Genomic DNA, 18,861 nt, shown 5'->3' on the forward strand with positions numbered 1-18,861 from the left:
CTGCAAGGCGCTGTAAAGCAGAAGGCTGACAGAATATCGAAGCATGGAGGTGGGAATGCCTAAAATTCTGGTAACCGGCGCGACCGGTCAAATCGGTACGGAATTGACGCTGGCTTTGCGTGAGCGTTACGGCGTGGAAAGCGTCGTTGCCGCCGGATACCGCCGTGAATCTTCCGGCGGCTTGACGCAAGCGGGACCGTATTGCAGTCTCGACGTGCGCGATGCGGCCGCACTGGATGAAGTGATTGCTGGGCAGAGTATTACGGTGATTTATCATCTCGCCGCGATGCTTTCCGCAGTGGCCGAAGAACAACCACTGCAAGCCTGGGATATCAATATGAACGGCCTGCTGAATGTGCTGGAAAGCGCGCGCCAGCACCGTTGCCGGGTGTTTTTCCCCAGTTCCATTGCTGCATTTGGTCCCGGCACACCACCGTACAATACGCCGCAGGATACCGTGCAGCATCCTTCGACGATCTATGGCATTACCAAAGTGACGGGTGAATTGTTGTGCGATTACTATCATCGCCGCTACGGCGTCGACGCACGCGGCTTACGCTATCCCGGACTGATTTCCAATCAAGTGCTGCCGGGCGGTGGTACGACCGATTATGCCGTGGATATTTTTTACGCTGCGGTCAAGCAGCGGCATTACGACTGCTTTCTGCGCGCCGATACGCAGCTGGATATGATGTATATGCCCGATGCCATTGCAGCCGCAATGCTACTGATGGAAACCGATCCCGGTAAATTGACGCATCGCAACGGTTTTAACGTGACTGCGATGAGTTTTACCCCAGCACAGTTGGCAGCGGAAATACAAAAGCATCTGCCCGGTTTTACCATCGGCTATACGGTCGATCCGCTGCGGCAAGCGATCGCCGATTCTTGGCCACGGCATATGGATGACAGTGCCGCGCGGGCCGAATGGGGCTGGCAGCCGAGCTTTGATTTGCCCGGCATGGTGGCCGATATGCTGGCGCACATCAACGCCAAATTACGTAACGGTTAATGGGAGATCTCTATGTCGCTATCGAAAGTGGAACCGCTATTCCTGGCAAAGTTAAACCAATTGCAACAGCAGGGAGTCCGCAAGGGCGATGAGAAAATCATTACCGGCATTCTTGCGCCGGAAGATGGATTTGGGCCGCGCTACCAGTTGCACGGTTACGGCGGACGCGCATTTTTGCGCATGAACTCGAATTCCTATTTGGGATTGGCGCAGCATCCCGCCGTGATCGAAGCGGAAGCGCGGGCGGTGGAACAGTATGGCGCTGGTCCCGGCGCGGTGCGTTTTATCAGTGGCACGTATGCGCCGCATGTCGAACTGGAGCGCAGGCTGGCGGCGTTTCATGGCCGTGAAGCGGCGATGTTGTTCAGCGCGGCCTATGCCACGATGGTTGGCGTGCTGCCGCAATTGATTTCTGAGCAGACGCTGGTGGTCAGTGATGCCCTGAACCACAATTGCATCATCAACGCGATCCGTCTCGCCCATCCCGCCGGAAAAGCGATTTATGCACACGGTGATATGCATGATCTGGAAAAAATCCTGAGCACCAATCGTGACCGCTATCAACGGGTTTGTGTGGTCACCGACGGTGTTTTCAGCATGCGCGGCGATCATGCGCCGTTGGATGAATTCGATGCCTGTTGCGCCAAGCACCAAAGCGATTATCCCGAAGGCATTGTCACGATAGTGGATGACTCGCACGGCATTGGCGCTTTCGGCAGCACCGGGCGCGGTACTGAAGAAATTACGGGAGGGCGGGCGGATGTGTTGGTCGCCACGCTCGGTAAGGCGTTCGGCGTCAACGGCGGTTACGTTGTTGCCAGCGCTACGGCCATCGCTTACTTGCGGGAAACCGCGCCGTCGTATATCTATTCCAATCCGATCACGCCCGCCGAAGCGGCCGCTGCACTGGCGGCGCTGGATGTACTGGAAAGTGCAGAAGGCTTGGACCTGCTGGATCGATTGCGCAGCTTAAGCACTAAACTCCGATCCGGATTGCAACAGCTCGGTTTTGAAACGTTGCCCGGAGAGCACCCCATCGTGCCGGTATTTATCCGCGACACCGCCAAAACCGCCGCATTGGTTGCGCATTTATTCGATCACAACATTCTTGCCACCGGTTTGAATTATCCGGTCGTGCCACAAGGCGATCAGGAAATCCGCTTGCAGGTTTCCGCCGGACATACTGAGCGGGATTTGGATTATTTGCTCAATGCGTTGGCGGATTTTCGTCAGTAGCGGCTGATTTTAGGGGGTTCGGTTTCAGGCCGTTTGAGTGCGCGGACGGAAAAAGGAACAAATGCTTCAGCGATTTGGAAATAAAAAAACGACAGAACTCGAACTGAGTTATTTCACAGCATCTTCAGTTTTATTCTTGATTTCTTTAGCGATTTCTTCCATTTTTCCCTGAGCTTCTTCAGAAGCATCCTTCACCGCACTCGTGATATCTTCGACGGCATCGCGCGCTTTTTCGTTAGGACGCCGGTCTAGCGCGTCGTTGACTTTGTCCATTACCTTTTCTGTGGTTTCCGTTGGTTTTTGTCCGCAGGCGGATAAAGTCGATAGCACTATCGCAATCATAAAAAGGTAGCGTAATTTCATGTTTTTTCCCCGTATTGATTAGAACTAAGATTCTAACTCACCGGGCTGGTTTTTATTCAGCCAAGTGAGTGCTTCACGTTATTTTACGTTGGGACAATCCATGTAAACGGGGTGCGATGTAATCACAATCGCCACGCGATTTTCCTGATCGGGTGTGTTGTCGGCACCGGGAACTTCACCAATTGCTTTAGTGATTAATTGACTGGGCCGTGCACCGCTTGCTACCAATCGTTGTATCACCGCTTGGGCTCTTCTTTCCGATAAATCCTGATTGTAGGCTGGTTTGCCGACAGTATCCGTTGATGCAGTGACGGTTGCAGTCGCATCGGGATGGGCTTCCAGCCAGTTGCCTACTTTGCCGATGGTTTCGTCTTTGGTTTTAAAGGGGACAGCGCTGCCTGTTTTGAAATAAGCAACGGTATCGTGAATCGATTCTTTTTTATGATGGTTATGGCCATGTACTTCTGTCAGCCACAGACACATTTCCTTCTCCGCTTCCAAGCGATGGCGTGCGGCTGATTTGGCGGCATCCAATGCCTTTTGCTTTTCGTTGATATTCCAATAGTGATTTTTTTCAAGATGACCCAGAATCTCATTGGCGGTTTCCAGATCTTCTTCGGATTGTTCTTGATGCCACATGGCTTGCCCGTAGTGGCCCGATCTGGCGGCTTTGATCTCGGCCTTCAAATCTTCCGTATCGGTTTTTGGCGTGGCGCAGGCAGTCAGGAGCAGTATCAGAATTGCTAGCGGTAAGTAATGATATTTTTTCATGATGATATCCTTATGATCGAATGGGTCGCAGCAGGCTTATTCGCCATCATCCAATGGGCCGTAACTGGTCCAGTAGCCGGGGTAATGCAAGCCAAAATAACGGCTGTCTTCACTGAAACGATTCCAAACATAAGCTGGCGAGGCAAATTCACTGGATGGAACCGGTGAGGTGATGACTTCCACGCCGCCTACCAGTGTCCGGCTCACACCATGCACGATGCCGCGGATAACACCCCACGTCAGACCTAGAAAAATATTTTGATCGCTGGTGATATTGATCACGTTTTTGGGAATTTCGATAAAGCCGAAGGCAATGTTTGCAATACCCTGGCTTAGTTTGTCGATGAAATAGCTTTCTGCTTTGGCTGTCGATGTCATCATCAGCGCGCAGGTTAGAATGCAGGTAGCCAGAATTTTATTTTTGCTCATGAGTAGCTCCTTATTTTTTGAATTGAAACTACGCGAGACCCTACACAGATACCCAAAAGTGCAGACCCCACAACGATCTTTACCTTGATGACTGATTTGTCTGGGAATTTTATTGCCGCCCCAGATTTTTTCATCATAAAGCTGCTGGTTGGATAAATAAATAAGCTTTTGCTTATTTCTATCTAAGCGATTTGCTTATAAAAATGCAGAGATGATTGAGAATCAGCGCAAAAATCGGGAGAAGGCGAGTGATTCTGAGTGCTGTGGGCTGATCATAAGCGCCTGCTTTGGATGCTTGCCATTCGGATCAGTTACGGCCTGTACGCCCGCACAGCTGCCGCCAATTTTTGGGCATAGCAGGGATTCTATGGGTCAAAGTAATCAGGGACATCGGTAGCCGTCGGAAAGTAAAAAACTGTTTAGATACCTCTACTCGAGACTCGGCAAGATCGATTCAAGAAAGCTGCCTTAGCAAGGTATTCGTCATGTTTCAGAAAGAATTTTTGGTTAGATAGTACCGGGTCTAAGTTTTCTCATTTGTTAGATATTGACTCGTTCTATCTATTGGATTAGCGAAGATTTTACTGTACATTGCGGCATATTGTTATAAGCATATCTATGCTTAGGATAATTCGCTCTAACGGCTAATCAAGTTGAGCAAGAATAAAAAAGGATTTCGCACAATTCATGGCCGCTAAAGAAGCCAAAGCCCGAATCAAAATCAATAAGCTACTTGAAGAATCCGGTTGGCGTTTTTTTGACGATGCCTCTGGCAAAGCCAATGTCGTGCTGGAACCCAATGTCAAGCTGACCAAAGCCGGTATTGATGCAATGGGTGAGAATTTTGAGAGCGCGCACAACGGTTTTATCGATTTTCTGTTATTAGATGCACAAAGTCATCCGCTGATTGTGCTCGAAGCGAAAGCGGAAGATAAAAATCCCCTGATTGGAAAGGAACAAGCGCGCGGCTATGCCAAATCCCAGAACTGCCGCTTTGTGATCCTCTCCAATGGGAATTTGCATTATTTTTGGGATTTGGAACAAGGCAATCCGCATATCATCACGCGCTTCCCAAGTCCGGATTCAATCAAGGGATACCAGCGCTTTCAACCAAATCCACATCGCCTGATTACCGAAATAGTTTCAAAAGACTATATTGCGCTGACGCAAATGCCGGGCTATGCCAATGAGGCAGGCTGGAAAAGCGAAGCCGAGCGTCCTGCTTTTATCGCCAAGAACCGGCTGCGCTTCCTGCGGGATTATCAAAAACGTGCAGTTCAAGCATTGCAGAATGCTGTGGCGGAAGGGAAAAGCCGTTTCCTGTTTGAAATGGCCACCGGCACCGGTAAGACACTAACCGCTGCCGCAGTGATCAAACTTTTCCTGCGAACGGGAAATGCGCAGCGCGTGTTGTTTCTGGTGGACAGGCTTGAATTGGAAGACCAGGCTAACAAGGCATTTGTTGCCTATCTGAAGAATGATTACACCTCGGTCCTATATAAGGAACGCCGTGACGAATGGCGCAAAGCCGAGATCGTTGTCACGACGGTACAATCCTTGTTGTTCAATGACAAGTACCAGCGTTTGTTTTCACCGACGGATTTCGATCTAGTCATTTCCGACGAAGCGCACCGTTCCATCGGCGGTAATGCCCGTGCTGTATTTGAATATTTTGTCGGCTACAAACTGGGACTGACCGCAACGCCCAAGGATTATCTGAAACAATTCGATAGCAAAAAATCCAATACCCGTGATCCGCGTGAATTGGAACGGCGTCTGTTACTCGACACCTACCGTACCTTCGGTTGCGAGTCCGGCGAACCGACTTTCCGTTACTCACTGCTCGATGGCGTGCGTGAAGGATTTCTTGTCAATCCGCTGGTAGTGGATGTGCGCAGCGACATTACCACCCAATTGCTGTCCGACAAAGGCTATGCGGTTGCCGTAGTGGACGACGATGGAAAAGAAGCAACCGAAAGTTTCTACCAAAAAGACTTCGAGAAAAAATTCTTCTCCGAAGCGACCAATCGATTATTTTGTGAAACGTTCATGCGCAATGCGCTACGCGATCCGATCAGCGGCGAAACCGGCAAAAGCATCGTGTTTGCCGTGAGCCAGAATCACGCCGCCAAACTGACGCAAATGCTCAATGAATTGGCCGATGCGCTTTTCCCCGGCAAGTATCAATCCGACTTCGCCGTGCAAGTGACGTCGCTGATTCCCGAAGCGCAGCAATATACCATCAACTTCGCCAACAATAATTTGCTCGGTTCGGCCAACTTCGAGGAAAACTACCGCACCAGCAAAGCGCGTGTTTGTGTCACCGTTGGCATGATGACCACCGGCTACGATTGCCCGGATATCCTGAACTTGGCGATGATGCGGCCGATCTTCTCACCGCAGGATTTCGTGCAGATCAAAGGGCGCGGCACGCGCAAGCAAGATTTTCTGGAGCAGCTTTTCGATCCGGCCATGAAACAGCAGTTGGAGAAACAGGAGAAAACCCGCTTTAAGCTATTCGATTTCTTTGCGAATTGCGAATACTTCGAGGAAAAATTCAATTACGACGAAGTGCTGAAACTGCCGCAACCGCAAAGCGGTGAAAAATCAGAATTGCCGCCGCTGCCGCCATCCGGCACATTCCAGTATGGTGGAGCGGATACGCTCGCTGCAATCGGGGAGCATCAAATCGGCGAGCATGGCATGAAAATCGACCGCATGTTTTTCAACAAATTTGAAGAACAAGCCCAAAGCGATATCGCGTTGAAAATGTTGGTTGAAAATGCGCAATGGGATCAAGCGGCCGATTACGTGCATCGCCATTTATTCGACAAACCGCAAGCGTTCTTCTCGCTGGAAACCTTGCGCCGCGCCGCCGGCGTGGATCGTCACCTGAGTTTGCGTGAACTGCTGGAGAAAGTGTTCGGATTGATTCCCGGATTCAAATCGAAGGATGAATTATTGGAAGATGAATTCCAGAAGCTCCTGCTCGATTTGTCACCGGAGGAGCTGGAACAGCACGTGGATGCCATTGTTGCACTGAAGAACTATTTCAAAGCATATGCCAGCGACGGTCATTTGCGTTATATCATCGATCAAGGAAAACTCACCGAGCTGAATGTCAATCCGAACTTCAACATGACTGATTTCATAGCCGTACCGGCGGCATGGCGCAACCGTATCCCGGAGTACGTCAAAAACTACCTTCCGCTCGATCAATTCAAGTAACCCGATAACCCAATAACCCAATGCTGGATTCCGAAACCAAACGCCGCATCGATTCCTGCCGTAATATGCTTGTCGGTAGGGTGCCCAACCCACAATCCCAGGTCGAGCAAATCACCATTGCGCTGATTTATAAGTTCATGGACGATATGGACGCTGAAGCCGAGGCATTGGGCGGCAAGCGCAGTTTTTTTACCGGAGAATTCGAGCAATACGGCTGGTCCAAGTTGATGGCGCCCGGCATCGGCGGCTTCGATATGTTGAACTTGTATTCCGAAGCCATCCAGAAAATGAACGAAAATCCGGGGGTGCCCGCGCTGTTCCGCGATATTTTCAAGAATGCCTATTTGCCGCACCGCGACCCGGAAACGCTGCGCAGCTTCCTGAAAGAGATTAACAGCTTCACCTACGATCATTCCGAACGGCTCGGCGATGCTTTCGAGTACCTGCTCTCGGTACTCGGCAGCCAGGGCGATGCCGGGCAATTCCGCACGCCGCGCCATATCATCGACTTCATGGTGGAAATCATCGATCCGAAAAAGGACGAATCGATTCTCGATCCAGCCTGCGGCACGGCCGGCTTTTTGATTTCGTCGTACAAGCACATCCTCAAGCACAATAGTAAGGGTTACCAAGAACAGCAGGATCTTGAGACGTACGATGAACAAGGCGTGCCGCTGGAATTGCTGACCCTCGACAGCCCGCTGCATTACAGGGGCGATCTGCTCACACCCGACGACAAAAAGCGCCTCGCTACCAATATTCGCGGCTACGACATCTCGCCGGACATGGTGCGCCTGTCGCTGGTGAATATGTATCTGCACGGCTTCGCCAGCCCGCATATCGACGAGTACGACACGCTCACCAGCGACGAGAAATGGAACGAACTGGCCGACGTGATCCTCGCCAATCCGCCGTTCATGTCGCCGAAAGGTGGCATCAAGCCGCATAAGCGTTTCTCCATCACCGCCACGCGCTCGGAAGTGCTGTTCGTCGACTACATCGCCGAGCACCTCACGCCCAATGGCCGCGCCGCCGTCATCGTGCCAGAAGGCATCATTTTCCAAAACGGCAATGCCTACAAACAACTGCGCGAAATGCTGGTAAAGCAGTATCTGGTCGCGGTCATTTCACTGCCCGCCGGTGTGTTCAACCCCTACAGCGGTGTCAAAACCTCGATCCTGGTGCTGGATAAACGCTTGGCGAAAAAGACCGATGCGATTCTGTTCGCGAAAATCGAAAATGACGGTTACCACCTCGGCGCACAACGCCGCCCGGTCGATAACAACGATTTACCGGCGGCGGTGAACAATATCAAAGGATGGCTGGGCAGTGTGCAAAACGGCGCAGCGTTTGATGTCGAGCACATTGCGAATCTGCACCTCGTGGCGAAGAAGACGATTAGCGAGAACGGCGACTACAGTCTGAGCGGAGACAGATTCCGTGATAACGCAAAACAAGCGAGTAAGCATGAAGTCGTGCCTCTAGGTGACGTAGTCGAAATATTGGATAGTCGACGAAAACCCATAACCAAAGGCGATCGCGAGCCCGGACCGTATCCTTACTATGGGGCGACTGGTGTACTTGATTACGTGAAAGACTACATTTTCGATGAAGTACTGGTTCTCATCGGAGAAGATGGAGCAAAGTGGGAAGCAGGTGAGAAAACGGCCTACGCGATCAACGGGAAAGTATGGGTAAACAATCATGCTCATGTCTTGAGACCAAATCGTGAGCTACTGCTCGATACTTATCTTATTGAGCTGATCAATGAAATGGACTTAACGCCGTACATTACTGGCGTAACCGTACCAAAGCTCAATCAAGAAAAGCTGCGCTCCATCAAAATCCCCCTCCCACCGCTGGAAGTACAGAAGGAGATCGTGGCGGAGATCGAGGGTTATCAGAAAATCATCGATGGCGCTCGTCAAGTCGTCAAAAACTATCAGCCCCGTATCTCCATCCACCCCGACTGGCCAATCGTGCGACTTGACGAGATTAGCGAGAAGATAACTGATGGTGATCACCAGCCGCCGCCAAAGTCGGCAACGGGTGTTCCGTTTATTACGATTTCAAACATCGAACCGGGGGCGGGTATAGATTTCTCAAAGACCTACTTTGTGCCGCGAGAGTACTACGATGACTTGAAAGAATACCGGAGGCCGAAACGAGGAGACGTACTTTACACAGTAACAGGTTCATTCGGTATTCCAGTGTTAATCGATTTTGATAAGGAATTCTGTTTTCAGCGCCACATAGGACTGATTCGTCCAGCCGATAAGCTACTATCTAACTATTTATATTTCTTTCTCCAATCACCAAACGCAATTGCGCAAGCAAATGCAGCCGCGACGGGTGTAGCACAAAAGACCGTGTCATTGGAGTCGCTTAGAGGATTCAAAATACCGCTGCCTGACCTCGACACCCAGCGCGCTATCGTCGCCCAAATCGAAACCGAGCAGCACCTCGTCAACGCCAACAAGGAATTGATCCGCATCTTCGAAGAAAAAATCAAAGCCGTCATCAACCGCGTCTGGGGAGAAACCGCATGAGCAAAGACCTGACCAATTCATCCATCGACCGGCAGAATATCCTCAACAATCCCTATGCTGTCGCTGAAATCGAGAAAGCCGCCGGAATTCAGGGGATTCCATTCGAGGGTAAGACGGTGGTGCTCAAGGAGCAGGTGGCATCATTCTTTGAAGTGACGCTTCGAACCATTGAGAACTATCTCGAGCAGCATGCTCAAGAGTTATCAAAAAACGGTTATGAGGTATTGCGAGGTAATCGTCTGAAATCGTTCAAAGAAGTGATTAAAGGTTTGGATGTTACCGAAACCGATTTCGGGAACATCGCCAAGACCCCCCAATTGGGTATCTTTGATTTCAGGGCGTTTCTTAATCTGGCCATGCTGGTATCGGAAAGCGAGCGGGCGAAACTGTTGCGTCAGGCGATTCTGGATATTGTCATCGATACGATTAATCAGCGTACCGGCGGCGGGACTAAGTACATCAATCAGCGTGACGAGGATTTTCTGCATTCCGCCTTTGTCGAGGAGAACTATCGCAAGCAGTTCACCGATGCGCTGAAGGATTGCGTAGCGATGGGAAATTTCAAGTATGCGGTTTATACGGACAAGATTTACGTCAGTATTTTTCGTGAAAAAGCGAGCGAATATCGGAAAATATTGAAACTCGACAATAGGGACAGCGTCCGCGCTACGTTTTATGCCGAAGTGCTCGATTTGATCGCTTCCTATGAAAGCGGTTTTGGCGACATGCTGCAACAGCAGGCGACCGTGAAAGGGCGCAAGCTTACGACCTGGGAAGTCGATGGTCTATTCAAAACTTTTGAATCGCAGGCGCACTGGAAACCACTGATCGAGAAAGCGCGTATGAAGATGGCCAGCCGCGATTTGGCATTCCGCGATGCATTACATCTCCAGCTCAAGGAATACATCACGCCGGTGCAGCGCGAGGATTACGAGCGCTTTCTCGGAGAAAAAAGCAAAGAACTGGCTGATCGGCTGGAAGACGCCAAGGATGTCATGAAACGCCTGAAGGAACGGGAATAGTGGCATTGATCTATCTGACTTTGGAACAGGTTATCGAGATTCATGCAAAAACAGTGGAAGTGAGTGGCGGCGGCACGCTGGGGCATTTGGATCTCGGTAAACTGGAAAGCGTGCTTCAGCACATTCAAGATGATGACTACTACCCGACATTTGAAGAAAAGCTGACACATTTGTTCTTTAGTGCCTGCAAGTTTCACTGTTTTCAGGATGGCAATAAAAGGATTGCCATTACGCTCAGTGCGCAGATGTTATTGTTCAATGGCTATCTGTATTGCGTGAGCAGTTTTCTAAGGGAAATGGAAAATATCAGCTATCACGTTGCTGCCGGAAATATCGATAAGGAATTGCTTCAGGAAATCATTACAGCTCATTTGATGGAAGAGGAAAACAGCGAATCGCTTAAGTTAAAGATATTGAATGCTATTTCAGGGTAAACACGATAATGGCAATTTGGTGTGCAGAAGGTATTGTTTATTGCAAAGAATTGAATCGTCTGCCAGTCGGCATGAGGATTTGGGGTGTCGATCTTAATTCAGCAATATTACGCACAGATTATGCACCGATAAAATAAAAAAGACCTGAATTTATTCAAGTCTTTATTTTATTTGGCGTCCCCAACGAGATTCGAACTCGTGTTACCGCCGTGAAAGGGCGATGTCCTAGGCCTCTAGACGATGGGGACAAAGTGATGTGTTGCTTATGGCACCGCTTAATCCAAGAGAAACTGGTGGAGATAAGCGGGATCGAACCGCTGACCTCTTGCATGCCATGCAAGCGCTCTCCCAGCTGAGCTATACCCCCTGATCAAAGGAAGGGGGATTATACTGATGCGATGATTTATTGTAAAGAAAAGATCAACCGGGAAAACTACCGAGATGACTGTTCATGCGTGCCAGTGTTTCTTCGCGTCCGAGCAACGCCAGTACCGCATCGATCGACGGGGTGTGAACTTCGCCGGTGACCATGACCCGTAGCGGCATGGCGATTTTCGGCAATTTGACGTCGTGTTCCTTGGCGGCGGTTTTTATTTCCTGATGGATGACTTCGCGTGTCCATTCGATGTGGCGGAATTTTTCCAGCAAGCCCGTCATGATCGGTTTTGTTTCCGCAGTAAAATGCTGCGCTTTCAACTCGTCATCCGGTTCCAGCGGACGGTAAAAGTACACTGCGGCATCCGCCAATTCTTCGATGGTGTTCACTCGCTCTTTGAGCAAGTCGACAACCTGTGTCAGATCGGGGCCGCCATCCGTCAGACAATTGTCTTTGGTCAGGAAAGGTGTCACCAGTTCGGCCAGACGAGTATTGTCCGCTGTTTTGAGATATTGCTGATTGATCCAATGCAGTTTTTCCGGATTGAATTTGGCCGGAGAACGGCTGATTGCGGATAAGTCGAACCATTCCACCAGCTGATCGCGGCTGAAAATTTCCTCGTCACCGTGCGACCACCCCAGTCTCGCCAGGTAATTCAATAACGCTTCCGGCAAATATCCATCCTCGTGATATTGCATGACCGAGACCGCGCCATGCCGTTTCGACAGGCGTTCGCCGTTGGCGCCCAGAATCATCGGCACATGCGCGTATTCCGGTAATGTAGCGCCCAATGCCTTAAGAATATTGATCTGGCGCGGGGTATTGTTGACGTGGTCGTCGCCGCGAATGACGTGGGTGATATTCATATCCAGATCGTCGATCACCACACTGAAATTATACGTTGGGACGCCATCGCCGCGCAGCAGCACCAGATCGTCGAGTTCGTTGTTGGCGACGGTGATTTTCCCCTTGATCTGATCGTTGAAAGTCACGTAACCGTCCAGCGGGTTTTTGAACCGCAGCACCGGTTTTATACCGGCTGGCGGTGTTTGCTTGCTATCGCGCCAACGGCCGTCGTAGCGGGGTTTCAAACCGGCCGCCAATTGCTGTTCACGCATTTCCTCCAGTTCTTCCTTGGTGGCATAGCAGTAATACGCTTGATTATTTTGCAATAATTGCTCGGCAATCTCGTGATAACGGGCTAAGCGCTGCATCTGGTAAAACGGCCCTTCGTCGTAATCCAGTCCCAGCCACGCCATGCCGTCCAGAATCGCCTGAATCGATTGCTGCGTTGAGCGTTCCAGATCGGTGTCTTCAATGCGCAGAATAAATTTTCCGCCGTGCTTGCGTGCATAAGCCCAGGAAAACAGCGCGGTGCGTGCGCCGCCGATGTGGAGATAGCCGGTTGGGCTGGGGGCAAATCGTGTGCGTACCATCATGATTGTTGTGTCAACTATTACGCCGAATATTGGAAAGCGGGTAGTTTACGCGATTCCGCCGAGTATGTTGATAGCCGTATGAAAGCCAAAGCCGATTATAATGAGCGCACTTTTTAATTCAGATGCTTTTCTTGTGGCGCAGACAGGCGCGTTTGCTTAATGACTGACTTGATCCATGATCTGATTTTTGCCGCTGCCGGACGGACACCGGACGTCGAAGCGTTGTCTTATGACAGTCAGCGCATGAGTTATGCCATGCTGGCAGGGGCAGTTGCGGCAACGGCGGAGGGTTTGCGCGCATGTGGCTTGAGCCGTGGCGAGCGTGTGGCGGTTTATCTCGAGAAACGTTCCGAGACCGTAATCGCGCTCTTTGCCGCAGCGGCGGCGGGCGGTGTAATGGTTCCGGTGAATCCGGTATTGAAGCCGGAACAGGTGGCGTACATACTGATCGATTGTAATGTCAGGATACTGGTTACCTCACTGGAGCGGTTAAAGTTGCTGCAAGCGGTTCTGCCGCTTTGCCATGATTTGTATACGGTGATTCTCGTTGATGGCGGAGATCATTTGCCTGCGCTTGCCGGTCTGACAGTTGCCGGTTGGCAAGCCATTTCTGCGGTGCAAAAAGAATATTCCGCATCAGGCGTGATCGACAGCGACATGGCGGCGATTATTTATACCTCGGGCAGCACCGGTAAACCCAAGGGTGTGGTGCTGTCACATCGCAATTTGCTGGCTGGCGCGAAAAGTGTCGCGCAGTATTTGCAAAACCGTCCGGATGACCGGATTCTGACCGTACTGCCGCTGAGCTTCGATTATGGATTGAATCAACTGACGTCCGCTTTTTACGCGGGTGCAACCAATATCCTGATGAACTATCTGCTGCCGCGCGATATCATCCGCATCGTCAGCGACGAACGAATCACCGGCCTTGCGGCTGTGCCGCCACTGTGGATTCAGCTGGCACAACTGGACTGGGGCAAAACACCGTCGTTGCGCTACATTACCAATTCGGGTGGTGCCATGCCGCGTGCGACACTGAATCAATTGCGCAGCGTTTTGCCGGCAGCGCAGGTTTTCCTGATGTACGGTTTTACCGAAGCTTTCCGCTCGACCTATCTGGCGCCGGAAGAAATCGAACGGCGTCCGGATTCGATCGGAAAGGCGGTACCGAATGCAGAAGTTTTGGTTTTGCGCGACGATGGCTCGCCATGCGCGCCGGGTGAGCCGGGTGAATTGGTACAACGGGGCGCTTTGGTGGCGATGGGATACTGGAACGATGCGGAAAGAACGGCATTGTGCTTCAAGCCGCTGAAAGCACGCCAGGCCGGATTGCCGCTTGCGGAGATCGCTGCTTGGTCCGGCGATACCGTGCGTGTCGACGAAGAGGGATATCTGTATTTCATCGAACGCCGCGACGAGATGATCAAAACCTCCGGTTACCGGGTCAGCCCTACCGAAGTGGAAGAAGTTATTTATGCGTCGGAGTGTGTTGCGGAAGCGATTGCGATCGGTGTGCCGCATCCCGTGCTGGGACAAGCGATTTCGGTGATCGTGACGGCCCGCCGCGGCATGCGGCCGGAAGCTGATCTTTTGCTGCGTCTATGCAAGCAGCGTTTACCTGCGTATATGCTGCCCAGTCACATCGAACTGCGTGAGGGTAATCTGCCGCGCAATCCGAACGGCAAAATAGACCGTAAATTGCTTTCTCAGGAATTGCAGTATTTGTTTAAGGGAACCGCTCAATGAGCAATTTACCTCCAGAACATGCGCCGCTGGTGCAGTTTGCCGTGCAGGACGATTGTCTGCAAGTGGGCGGTATGGCGTTGACGCGCTTAGCGCAACGCGTCGGCACGACGCCGTTTTATGCGTATGACCGGCAGAAAATCAGCGAACGGATTGCATTATTACGGCGGCATTTGCCGGCAGGGATTTTGCTGCACTACGCGATGAAAGCCAATCCGATGCCGGCGCTGGTGCAACATGTGGCCGGTTTGGTCGACGGTATGGATGTGGCTTCGGCGGGTGAGATGCGCGTGGCGCTGGATACGGTTCTGCCACCAGCTCATATCAGTTTTGCCGGACCTGGGAAAAAAGAGCATGAACTGCGCAGCGCCATCGCGGCGGGCGTTATGCTGAATCTCGAATCCGCACGGGAGATGGAATCGGTCGCGCAACTGGGAGAAAGTTTAGGGATTACGCCCAAGGTGGCCATCCGGGTTAATCCGGATTTTGCGCTCAAATCCTCCGGCATGAAAATGGGCGGCGGGCCGCAGCCATTCGGTATCGATGCCGAGTGCGTGCCCGATGTGCTGCAGCGATTAGCCATGCTGGGCCTGGACTTTATGGGTTTTCACATTTTCAGTGGCTCGCAAAATCTCAATGCAGCCGCGTTGCAGGAAGCGCATGCAAAATCCTTGCAATTGGGTATCCGGCTGGCTGAATATGCGCCATCTCCGCCGCGCTGGCTGAATATCGGCGGCGGTTTGGGGGTGCCGTATTTTCCCGGAGAGCGAACGTTGGATCTTGCCGCCGTTGGCGAGAATTTGCAGCACCTGATGCCTGAGATGCAGCGGCAACTGCCGGGTGCCAGAATTGCGATCGAATTAGGCCGCTATATCGTCGCGGAAGCGGGGATTTATGTGTGCCGTGTTCTGGAACGTAAAATCTCGCGCGGACAAGTTTTTCTCATCACTGATGGCGGGCTGCATCATCATCTGGCCGCTTCCGGCAATTTCGGCCAGGTCATCCGCAAGAACTATCCGGTCATCATCGGCAATAAAGTCCGTGGCGCGGAAAGAGAAGTGGTATCCGTTACGGGGCCATTGTGCACACCTTTGGATATACTGGCCGATCAGTTGTCCATGGCCAAAGCATCCGCAGGCGACTTGGTTGTGGTGTTGCAGTCGGGCGCCTACGGTTTAAGTGCCAGTCCGGTCGCCTTCTTAGGTCATCCCGAACCCATCGAAGCGCTGGTTTAATCGATTAAATTTCATCGTTCTGCGCACAATTGTTGTTTATTGTGCACAAGTAGTTACCTTTGTTGTAATTCCGCTATTAATTGTTAAAGATCAGTTGAATATTCGCTTTAAATATACTTAAATGACCGCTGTAGTTAATTTATATTACTTATTGAAAGAAAAGCTTTGTTTCGTGCAGCTAAAAATAAGAAATGCACCGTAGATTCTGCGCTTTTTCAATGATGATGTAGCGCCAGCACAGTTTACTATTTTGACACTTTCTCTTGATATCAACGAATGTCCGGAAGAGTACTAAAAACGAATGTAACGAGCTGCTTATTTAATTGGGTGATTCTATGAATGATTTGTATCAAAATTTTCAGAAGTTCTTTGAAATTGTAGTTGCTGATACAGCTGAGCTGCTTGAGCATGTTTATAGAATCCGCTATCAAGTGCTGTGCGTGGAACAGCGTTTACCCGGATTCGACCCTGCGCTTTGTCCGGATGAAAAGGAGAAAGACAGTTATGACAGCCATTCCTGCCATGTGCTTTTGCGCTATCGCCCATCGGGAGAATTTATCGGCACTGTGCGGTTAATTCTGCCGGATTCAACGCGGCCTGAGAAGCTATTGCCGGTTGAGTTGTATAGTCAAACAGACCCGGCACTGTGCGATATCAAAGCGTTACCGCGCCAGCAGACGGCTGAGATTTCCCGCTTTCTGGTGATCAGTCAGTTTGACCGGCGTAAAGACGAACGGCGCAGGGAAGAGCGCCGCAAGGAAACCACCGGAACTGACAGCGATAAAAGAAACACGCAGGATCGCCGTTCCACCGATCGCCGTTCCGCGCTCAGCATTGGCCTGGTGTTGATGGCGGGCGTTTTACGCATGTCTGTCAAATACAATATTAAGCACTGGCTATCGGTTGCCGATCCCGCGCTGAATAAGCTGATGGGTTTTTACGGCTTGAATTTTAATCCGATCGGACCACCGGTAGACTATCATGGCATGCGCCGTCCCTATTACGTGAAAGTAGAAGACGCACTCAATAAAATGTATCAAGAGCATCACGATGCCTGGGAAGTCGTAACCGACTGCGGTACTTATAATCCCATTCATATTAACTAATGGAATAACCCTGAATCAGGAATCTGTTTCTTGAATTTATTTCATTTCTCTTTACAAGCTCAATTCTCAAGGCACTGTTTCTTAAAAACTAGAGCCTGCTTGTGTTTTGCTCTAACTGTATGCCTTTGGGTTGTGACAGTGGAAGTAAGAGCAAATGATCATTATGAAATTGTCACCAATCCGGGCGTGAACGAAAAAACCCTCTCGGTCAATTCGTTACGCTCAATTTTCAGTATGCGTTTGAAAACCTGGTCTGACGGAACCAAGATCAGGGTTTTTGTGCTATCCGATGAAGATCAATTGCATCAAATCGTTTCCAAGGAGAAGTTAAACGTATTTCCCTATCAACTCAGATCCACCTGGGATCGATTAGTATTCTCGGGCACAGGCCAAGCGCCGATTAAAGTCAACTCAAGTGAAGAAATGCTTGCCAGGATTGCTACTACACCCGGCGCAATAGGTTATTTATGGAGAGCCAATATTAATGAAAATGTTAACGTGCTCGAGATTAAGTAGCTATTTCAGCAGCTCCGTCCGGTGGCTGGGTAAGGGCGTTGCCGTGCTGTGGGTGATCGGCGCTGTTTCCGTTCAGGCGCAACAGCTTGATCAACCACAAAAGCAATCTGAATCCGCTCAAGCGCCTGTCAAATGGGTGCAAGCGAAAGATTTACCCGCCGAAGCGACAGAAGCGGGCAATACCAAAGAAAAACCCGGTGTGGTCAGCACTGTGCTCAATTGGTGGCATTCAACCGATCGCCCCGGAGATCTGCAGATTCATGGCTTTGTCAGCCAAGCTTACATAACAACTTCGGATAATGATGTTTTTGGCAATAGTGATAAAGGCGGCAGCTTTGGTTTGACCGAAGCCGGGCTCAACGCTTCCTTGCGGCCATTGCCGAGGCTGCAACTCTCGGCGCAGGTGTTGTCACGCCGTGCCGGTGAGGGAAATTCGGGCATGCCGCGTCTTGATTATGCCATCTTCGATTACCGCTTGTATTCCCAGGAGGTCAACCAATTCGGTATCCGCGTGGGCCGGTTGAAGAATCCTTTCGGATTCTATAATGAAACCCGGGATGTGGCGTTTACGCGTCCCAGTATTATGCTGCCGCAATCGATTTATTTTGACCGTACCCGCAATTTGGGGCTTTCCAGTGATTCCGTGCAGCTCTATGGCGATACTGCAGTATCCGATTGGGGTACGTTGTCTACCCAGTTTGGCGTGACACTGCCAGTCGTGAATAACAGGGATACTGAGAGTTCATTGCTGGGATTGGTACGGCCGGGGGAATTGAATCGCGAAATTTCCTATATTGGCCGCGGAATATTTGAGACTAATGATAAACGCCTGCGCTTGGGTATCAGCGGGATATGGCTGAATACATCGTATGATCCAACAAAATTGCGCTCACCGTTAGAATTGGGTCCCGGCGCCTTAGAGTTCACGCCGGTAATTTTTTCCGCCCAATATAACTCGGAACGTTGGACACTGACTTCGGAATATGCCATACGGCCTTTTAGCTATGATAGAAATTTTAAAAGTACAAAGTTAAATGGTCAGCATTTCGTTGGTGAGAGCTATTACTTTCAAGGTGAATATCGCTTTACTCCGAAATGGGAAGGTTTTTTGCGGTATGATGCTCTCTTTATTGATCGATCAGATCGCGATGGAAGCGATTGGATTGCAAAAGATCCCGCCGGACGAAGTGGTTTAGGACATAGTCGTTTTGCCAAGGATATTGCCGTGGGCATACGTTGGAATGTTACACCGGCGTTCATGCTGCGTGCCGAATATCATCATGTTAACGGAACAGGCTGGTTATCCGGATTGGACAATCCAATCGATCTAAAAACGGGCCGGCCCATAGACACACATCAATATTGGGATCTTTTCGCGATTCAGGCTTCTTATCGTTTCTAA

General features: G+C 50.6%; 15 protein-coding genes and 2 tRNA genes. 11 read left to right on the plus strand and 6 right to left on the minus strand.

All coding sequences use genetic code 11. The features are described 5' to 3' along the window. Nucleotides 1–55 precede the first annotated feature (55 nt). Together DU481_RS05025 and DU481_RS05030 are read left to right on the plus strand one after the other, a co-directional pair. Complete coding sequence (locus tag DU481_RS05025; RefSeq protein ID WP_350133135.1) at nt 56–1,012, plus strand: NAD-dependent epimerase/dehydratase family protein; 957 nt, start codon at nt 56–58, stop codon at nt 1,010–1,012. Nucleotides 1,013–1,024: 12 nt separating this feature from the next. Beyond that, nucleotides 1,025–2,248: an aminotransferase class I/II-fold pyridoxal phosphate-dependent enzyme gene (locus DU481_RS05030; RefSeq protein WP_350133137.1), complete on the plus strand. Its 1,224-nt coding sequence runs from the start codon at nt 1,025–1,027 to the stop codon at nt 2,246–2,248. Between the two features lie 108 nt (nt 2,249–2,356). Here DU481_RS05030 and DU481_RS05035 read toward each other — a convergent pair whose 3' ends face one another. From DU481_RS05035 to DU481_RS05045, 3 genes are all read right to left on the minus strand, one after another. After that, complete coding sequence (locus DU481_RS05035) at nt 2,357–2,611, minus strand: hypothetical protein (RefSeq protein ID WP_350133139.1); 255 nt, start codon at nt 2,609–2,611, stop codon at nt 2,357–2,359. Nucleotides 2,612–2,689: 78 nt separating this feature from the next. Beyond that, nucleotides 2,690–3,382 carry an OmpA family protein gene (locus DU481_RS05040; protein WP_090318768.1) on the minus strand — a complete coding sequence of 231 codons (693 nt, stop codon included), beginning with the start codon at nt 3,380–3,382 and terminating at the stop codon, nt 2,690–2,692. 36 nt (nt 3,383–3,418) lie between these two features. Further along, the gene (locus DU481_RS05045) at nt 3,419–3,811 is read right to left on the minus strand and encodes an exosortase system-associated protein, TIGR04073 family (protein WP_350133141.1); all 393 of its coding nucleotides are present in this window, start codon (nt 3,809–3,811) and stop codon (nt 3,419–3,421) included. Nucleotides 3,812–4,981: 1,170 nt separating this feature from the next. Between DU481_RS05045 and DU481_RS05050 the strand changes: the two genes are divergently transcribed. The 4 genes from DU481_RS05050 to DU481_RS05065 are packed head-to-tail and all read left to right on the plus strand — an operon-like array spanning nt 4,982 to nt 11,044. After that, the gene (locus DU481_RS05050; RefSeq protein WP_502889915.1) at nt 4,982–7,039 is read left to right on the plus strand and encodes a DEAD/DEAH box helicase family protein; all 2,058 of its coding nucleotides are present in this window, start codon (nt 4,982–4,984) and stop codon (nt 7,037–7,039) included. A 20-nt stretch (nt 7,040–7,059) separates the two neighbouring features. After that, nucleotides 7,060–9,588 (plus strand): N-6 DNA methylase, encoded by a 2,529-nt coding sequence (locus tag DU481_RS05055; protein ID WP_350133145.1) that lies wholly within the window; start codon nt 7,060–7,062, stop codon nt 9,586–9,588. Next, entirely contained in the window at nt 9,585–10,610 is a 1,026-nt protein-coding gene (locus DU481_RS05060) for a hypothetical protein (RefSeq protein WP_350133147.1), read from the plus strand. Before DU481_RS05055 ends, DU481_RS05060 begins: the two co-directional genes overlap by 4 nt. Further along, nucleotides 10,610–11,044, plus strand: a complete 435-nt coding sequence (locus DU481_RS05065; RefSeq protein ID WP_107802420.1) for a type II toxin-antitoxin system death-on-curing family toxin — start codon at nt 10,610–10,612, stop codon at nt 11,042–11,044. The genes DU481_RS05060 and DU481_RS05065 overlap by 1 nt, the downstream gene beginning before the upstream one ends. Before the next feature lie 172 nt (nt 11,045–11,216). Here DU481_RS05065 and DU481_RS05070 read toward each other — a convergent pair. From DU481_RS05070 to gltX, 3 genes are all read right to left on the minus strand, one after another. Next, nucleotides 11,217–11,292 (minus strand) — tRNA-Glu (locus DU481_RS05070). Nucleotides 11,293–11,335: 43 nt separating this feature from the next. Beyond that, nucleotides 11,336–11,411, minus strand: a tRNA-Ala gene (locus tag DU481_RS05075). 53 nt (nt 11,412–11,464) lie between these two features. Continuing rightward, on the minus strand, nt 11,465–12,856 hold the full coding sequence (gene gltX / locus DU481_RS05080) for a glutamate--tRNA ligase (protein ID WP_350133206.1): 1,392 nt from the start codon (nt 12,854–12,856) through the stop codon (nt 11,465–11,467). Nucleotides 12,857–13,018: 162 nt separating this feature from the next. Here gltX and DU481_RS05085 point away from each other — a divergent pair, with 162 nt between their 5' ends. The 5 genes from DU481_RS05085 (at nt 13,019) to DU481_RS05105 (ending at nt 18,861) form a co-directional block, all read left to right on the plus strand. Continuing rightward, entirely contained in the window at nt 13,019–14,605 is a 1,587-nt protein-coding gene (locus tag DU481_RS05085) for an acyl-CoA ligase (AMP-forming), exosortase A system-associated (protein ID WP_350133149.1), read from the plus strand. Then, nucleotides 14,602–15,837 (plus strand): pyridoxal-dependent decarboxylase, exosortase A system-associated, encoded by a 1,236-nt coding sequence (locus DU481_RS05090; RefSeq protein WP_350133151.1) that lies wholly within the window; start codon nt 14,602–14,604, stop codon nt 15,835–15,837. The genes DU481_RS05085 and DU481_RS05090 overlap by 4 nt, the downstream gene beginning before the upstream one ends. Nucleotides 15,838–16,172: 335 nt before the next feature. Continuing rightward, entirely contained in the window at nt 16,173–16,943 is a 771-nt protein-coding gene (locus DU481_RS05095; protein WP_350133153.1) for a PEP-CTERM/exosortase system-associated acyltransferase, read from the plus strand. A gap of 30 nt (nt 16,944–16,973) precedes the next feature. Continuing rightward, nucleotides 16,974–17,459, plus strand: a complete 486-nt coding sequence (locus tag DU481_RS05100) for a substrate-binding domain-containing protein (protein ID WP_350133155.1) — start codon at nt 16,974–16,976, stop codon at nt 17,457–17,459. Further along, nucleotides 17,428–18,861: a putative porin gene (locus tag DU481_RS05105; RefSeq protein ID WP_350133157.1), complete on the plus strand. Its 1,434-nt coding sequence runs from the start codon at nt 17,428–17,430 to the stop codon at nt 18,859–18,861. Before DU481_RS05100 ends, DU481_RS05105 begins: the two co-directional genes overlap by 32 nt.

Origin of the sequence: Nitrosomonas sp., from assembly GCF_040240425.1 — a bacterium.
In the GTDB taxonomy this organism is placed as follows: Bacteria; Pseudomonadota; Gammaproteobacteria; order Burkholderiales; family Nitrosomonadaceae; genus Nitrosomonas.

Excerpts from the sequence above, each read along its gene's own strand:
- DU481_RS05045 (WP_350133141.1), bottom strand. The coding sequence starts at position 3,811 with ATGAGCAAAAATAAAATTCTGGCTACCTGCATTCTAACCTGCGCGCTG.
- DU481_RS05035 (WP_350133139.1), bottom strand. The coding sequence starts at position 2,611 with ATGAAATTACGCTACCTTTTTATGATTGCGATAGTGCTATCGACTTTA.
- DU481_RS05085 (WP_350133149.1), top strand. The coding sequence starts at position 13,019 with ATGACTGACTTGATCCATGATCTGATTTTTGCCGCTGCCGGACGGACA.
- DU481_RS05105 (WP_350133157.1), top strand. The coding sequence starts at position 17,428 with ATGAAAATGTTAACGTGCTCGAGATTAAGTAGCTATTTCAGCAGCTCC.
- DU481_RS05090 (WP_350133151.1), top strand. The coding sequence starts at position 14,602 with ATGAGCAATTTACCTCCAGAACATGCGCCGCTGGTGCAGTTTGCCGTG.
- DU481_RS05040 (WP_090318768.1), bottom strand. The coding sequence starts at position 3,382 with ATGAAAAAATATCATTACTTACCGCTAGCAATTCTGATACTGCTCCTG.
- gltX (WP_350133206.1), bottom strand. The coding sequence starts at position 12,856 with ATGGTACGCACACGATTTGCCCCCAGCCCAACCGGCTATCTCCACATC.
- DU481_RS05060 (WP_350133147.1), top strand. The coding sequence starts at position 9,585 with ATGAGCAAAGACCTGACCAATTCATCCATCGACCGGCAGAATATCCTC.
- DU481_RS05055 (WP_350133145.1), top strand. The coding sequence starts at position 7,060 with ATGCTGGATTCCGAAACCAAACGCCGCATCGATTCCTGCCGTAATATG.
- DU481_RS05030 (WP_350133137.1), top strand. The coding sequence starts at position 1,025 with ATGTCGCTATCGAAAGTGGAACCGCTATTCCTGGCAAAGTTAAACCAA.
- DU481_RS05025 (WP_350133135.1), top strand. The coding sequence starts at position 56 with ATGCCTAAAATTCTGGTAACCGGCGCGACCGGTCAAATCGGTACGGAA.
- DU481_RS05050 (WP_502889915.1), top strand. The coding sequence starts at position 4,982 with ATGCCGGGCTATGCCAATGAGGCAGGCTGGAAAAGCGAAGCCGAGCGT.
- DU481_RS05095 (WP_350133153.1), top strand. The coding sequence starts at position 16,173 with ATGAATGATTTGTATCAAAATTTTCAGAAGTTCTTTGAAATTGTAGTT.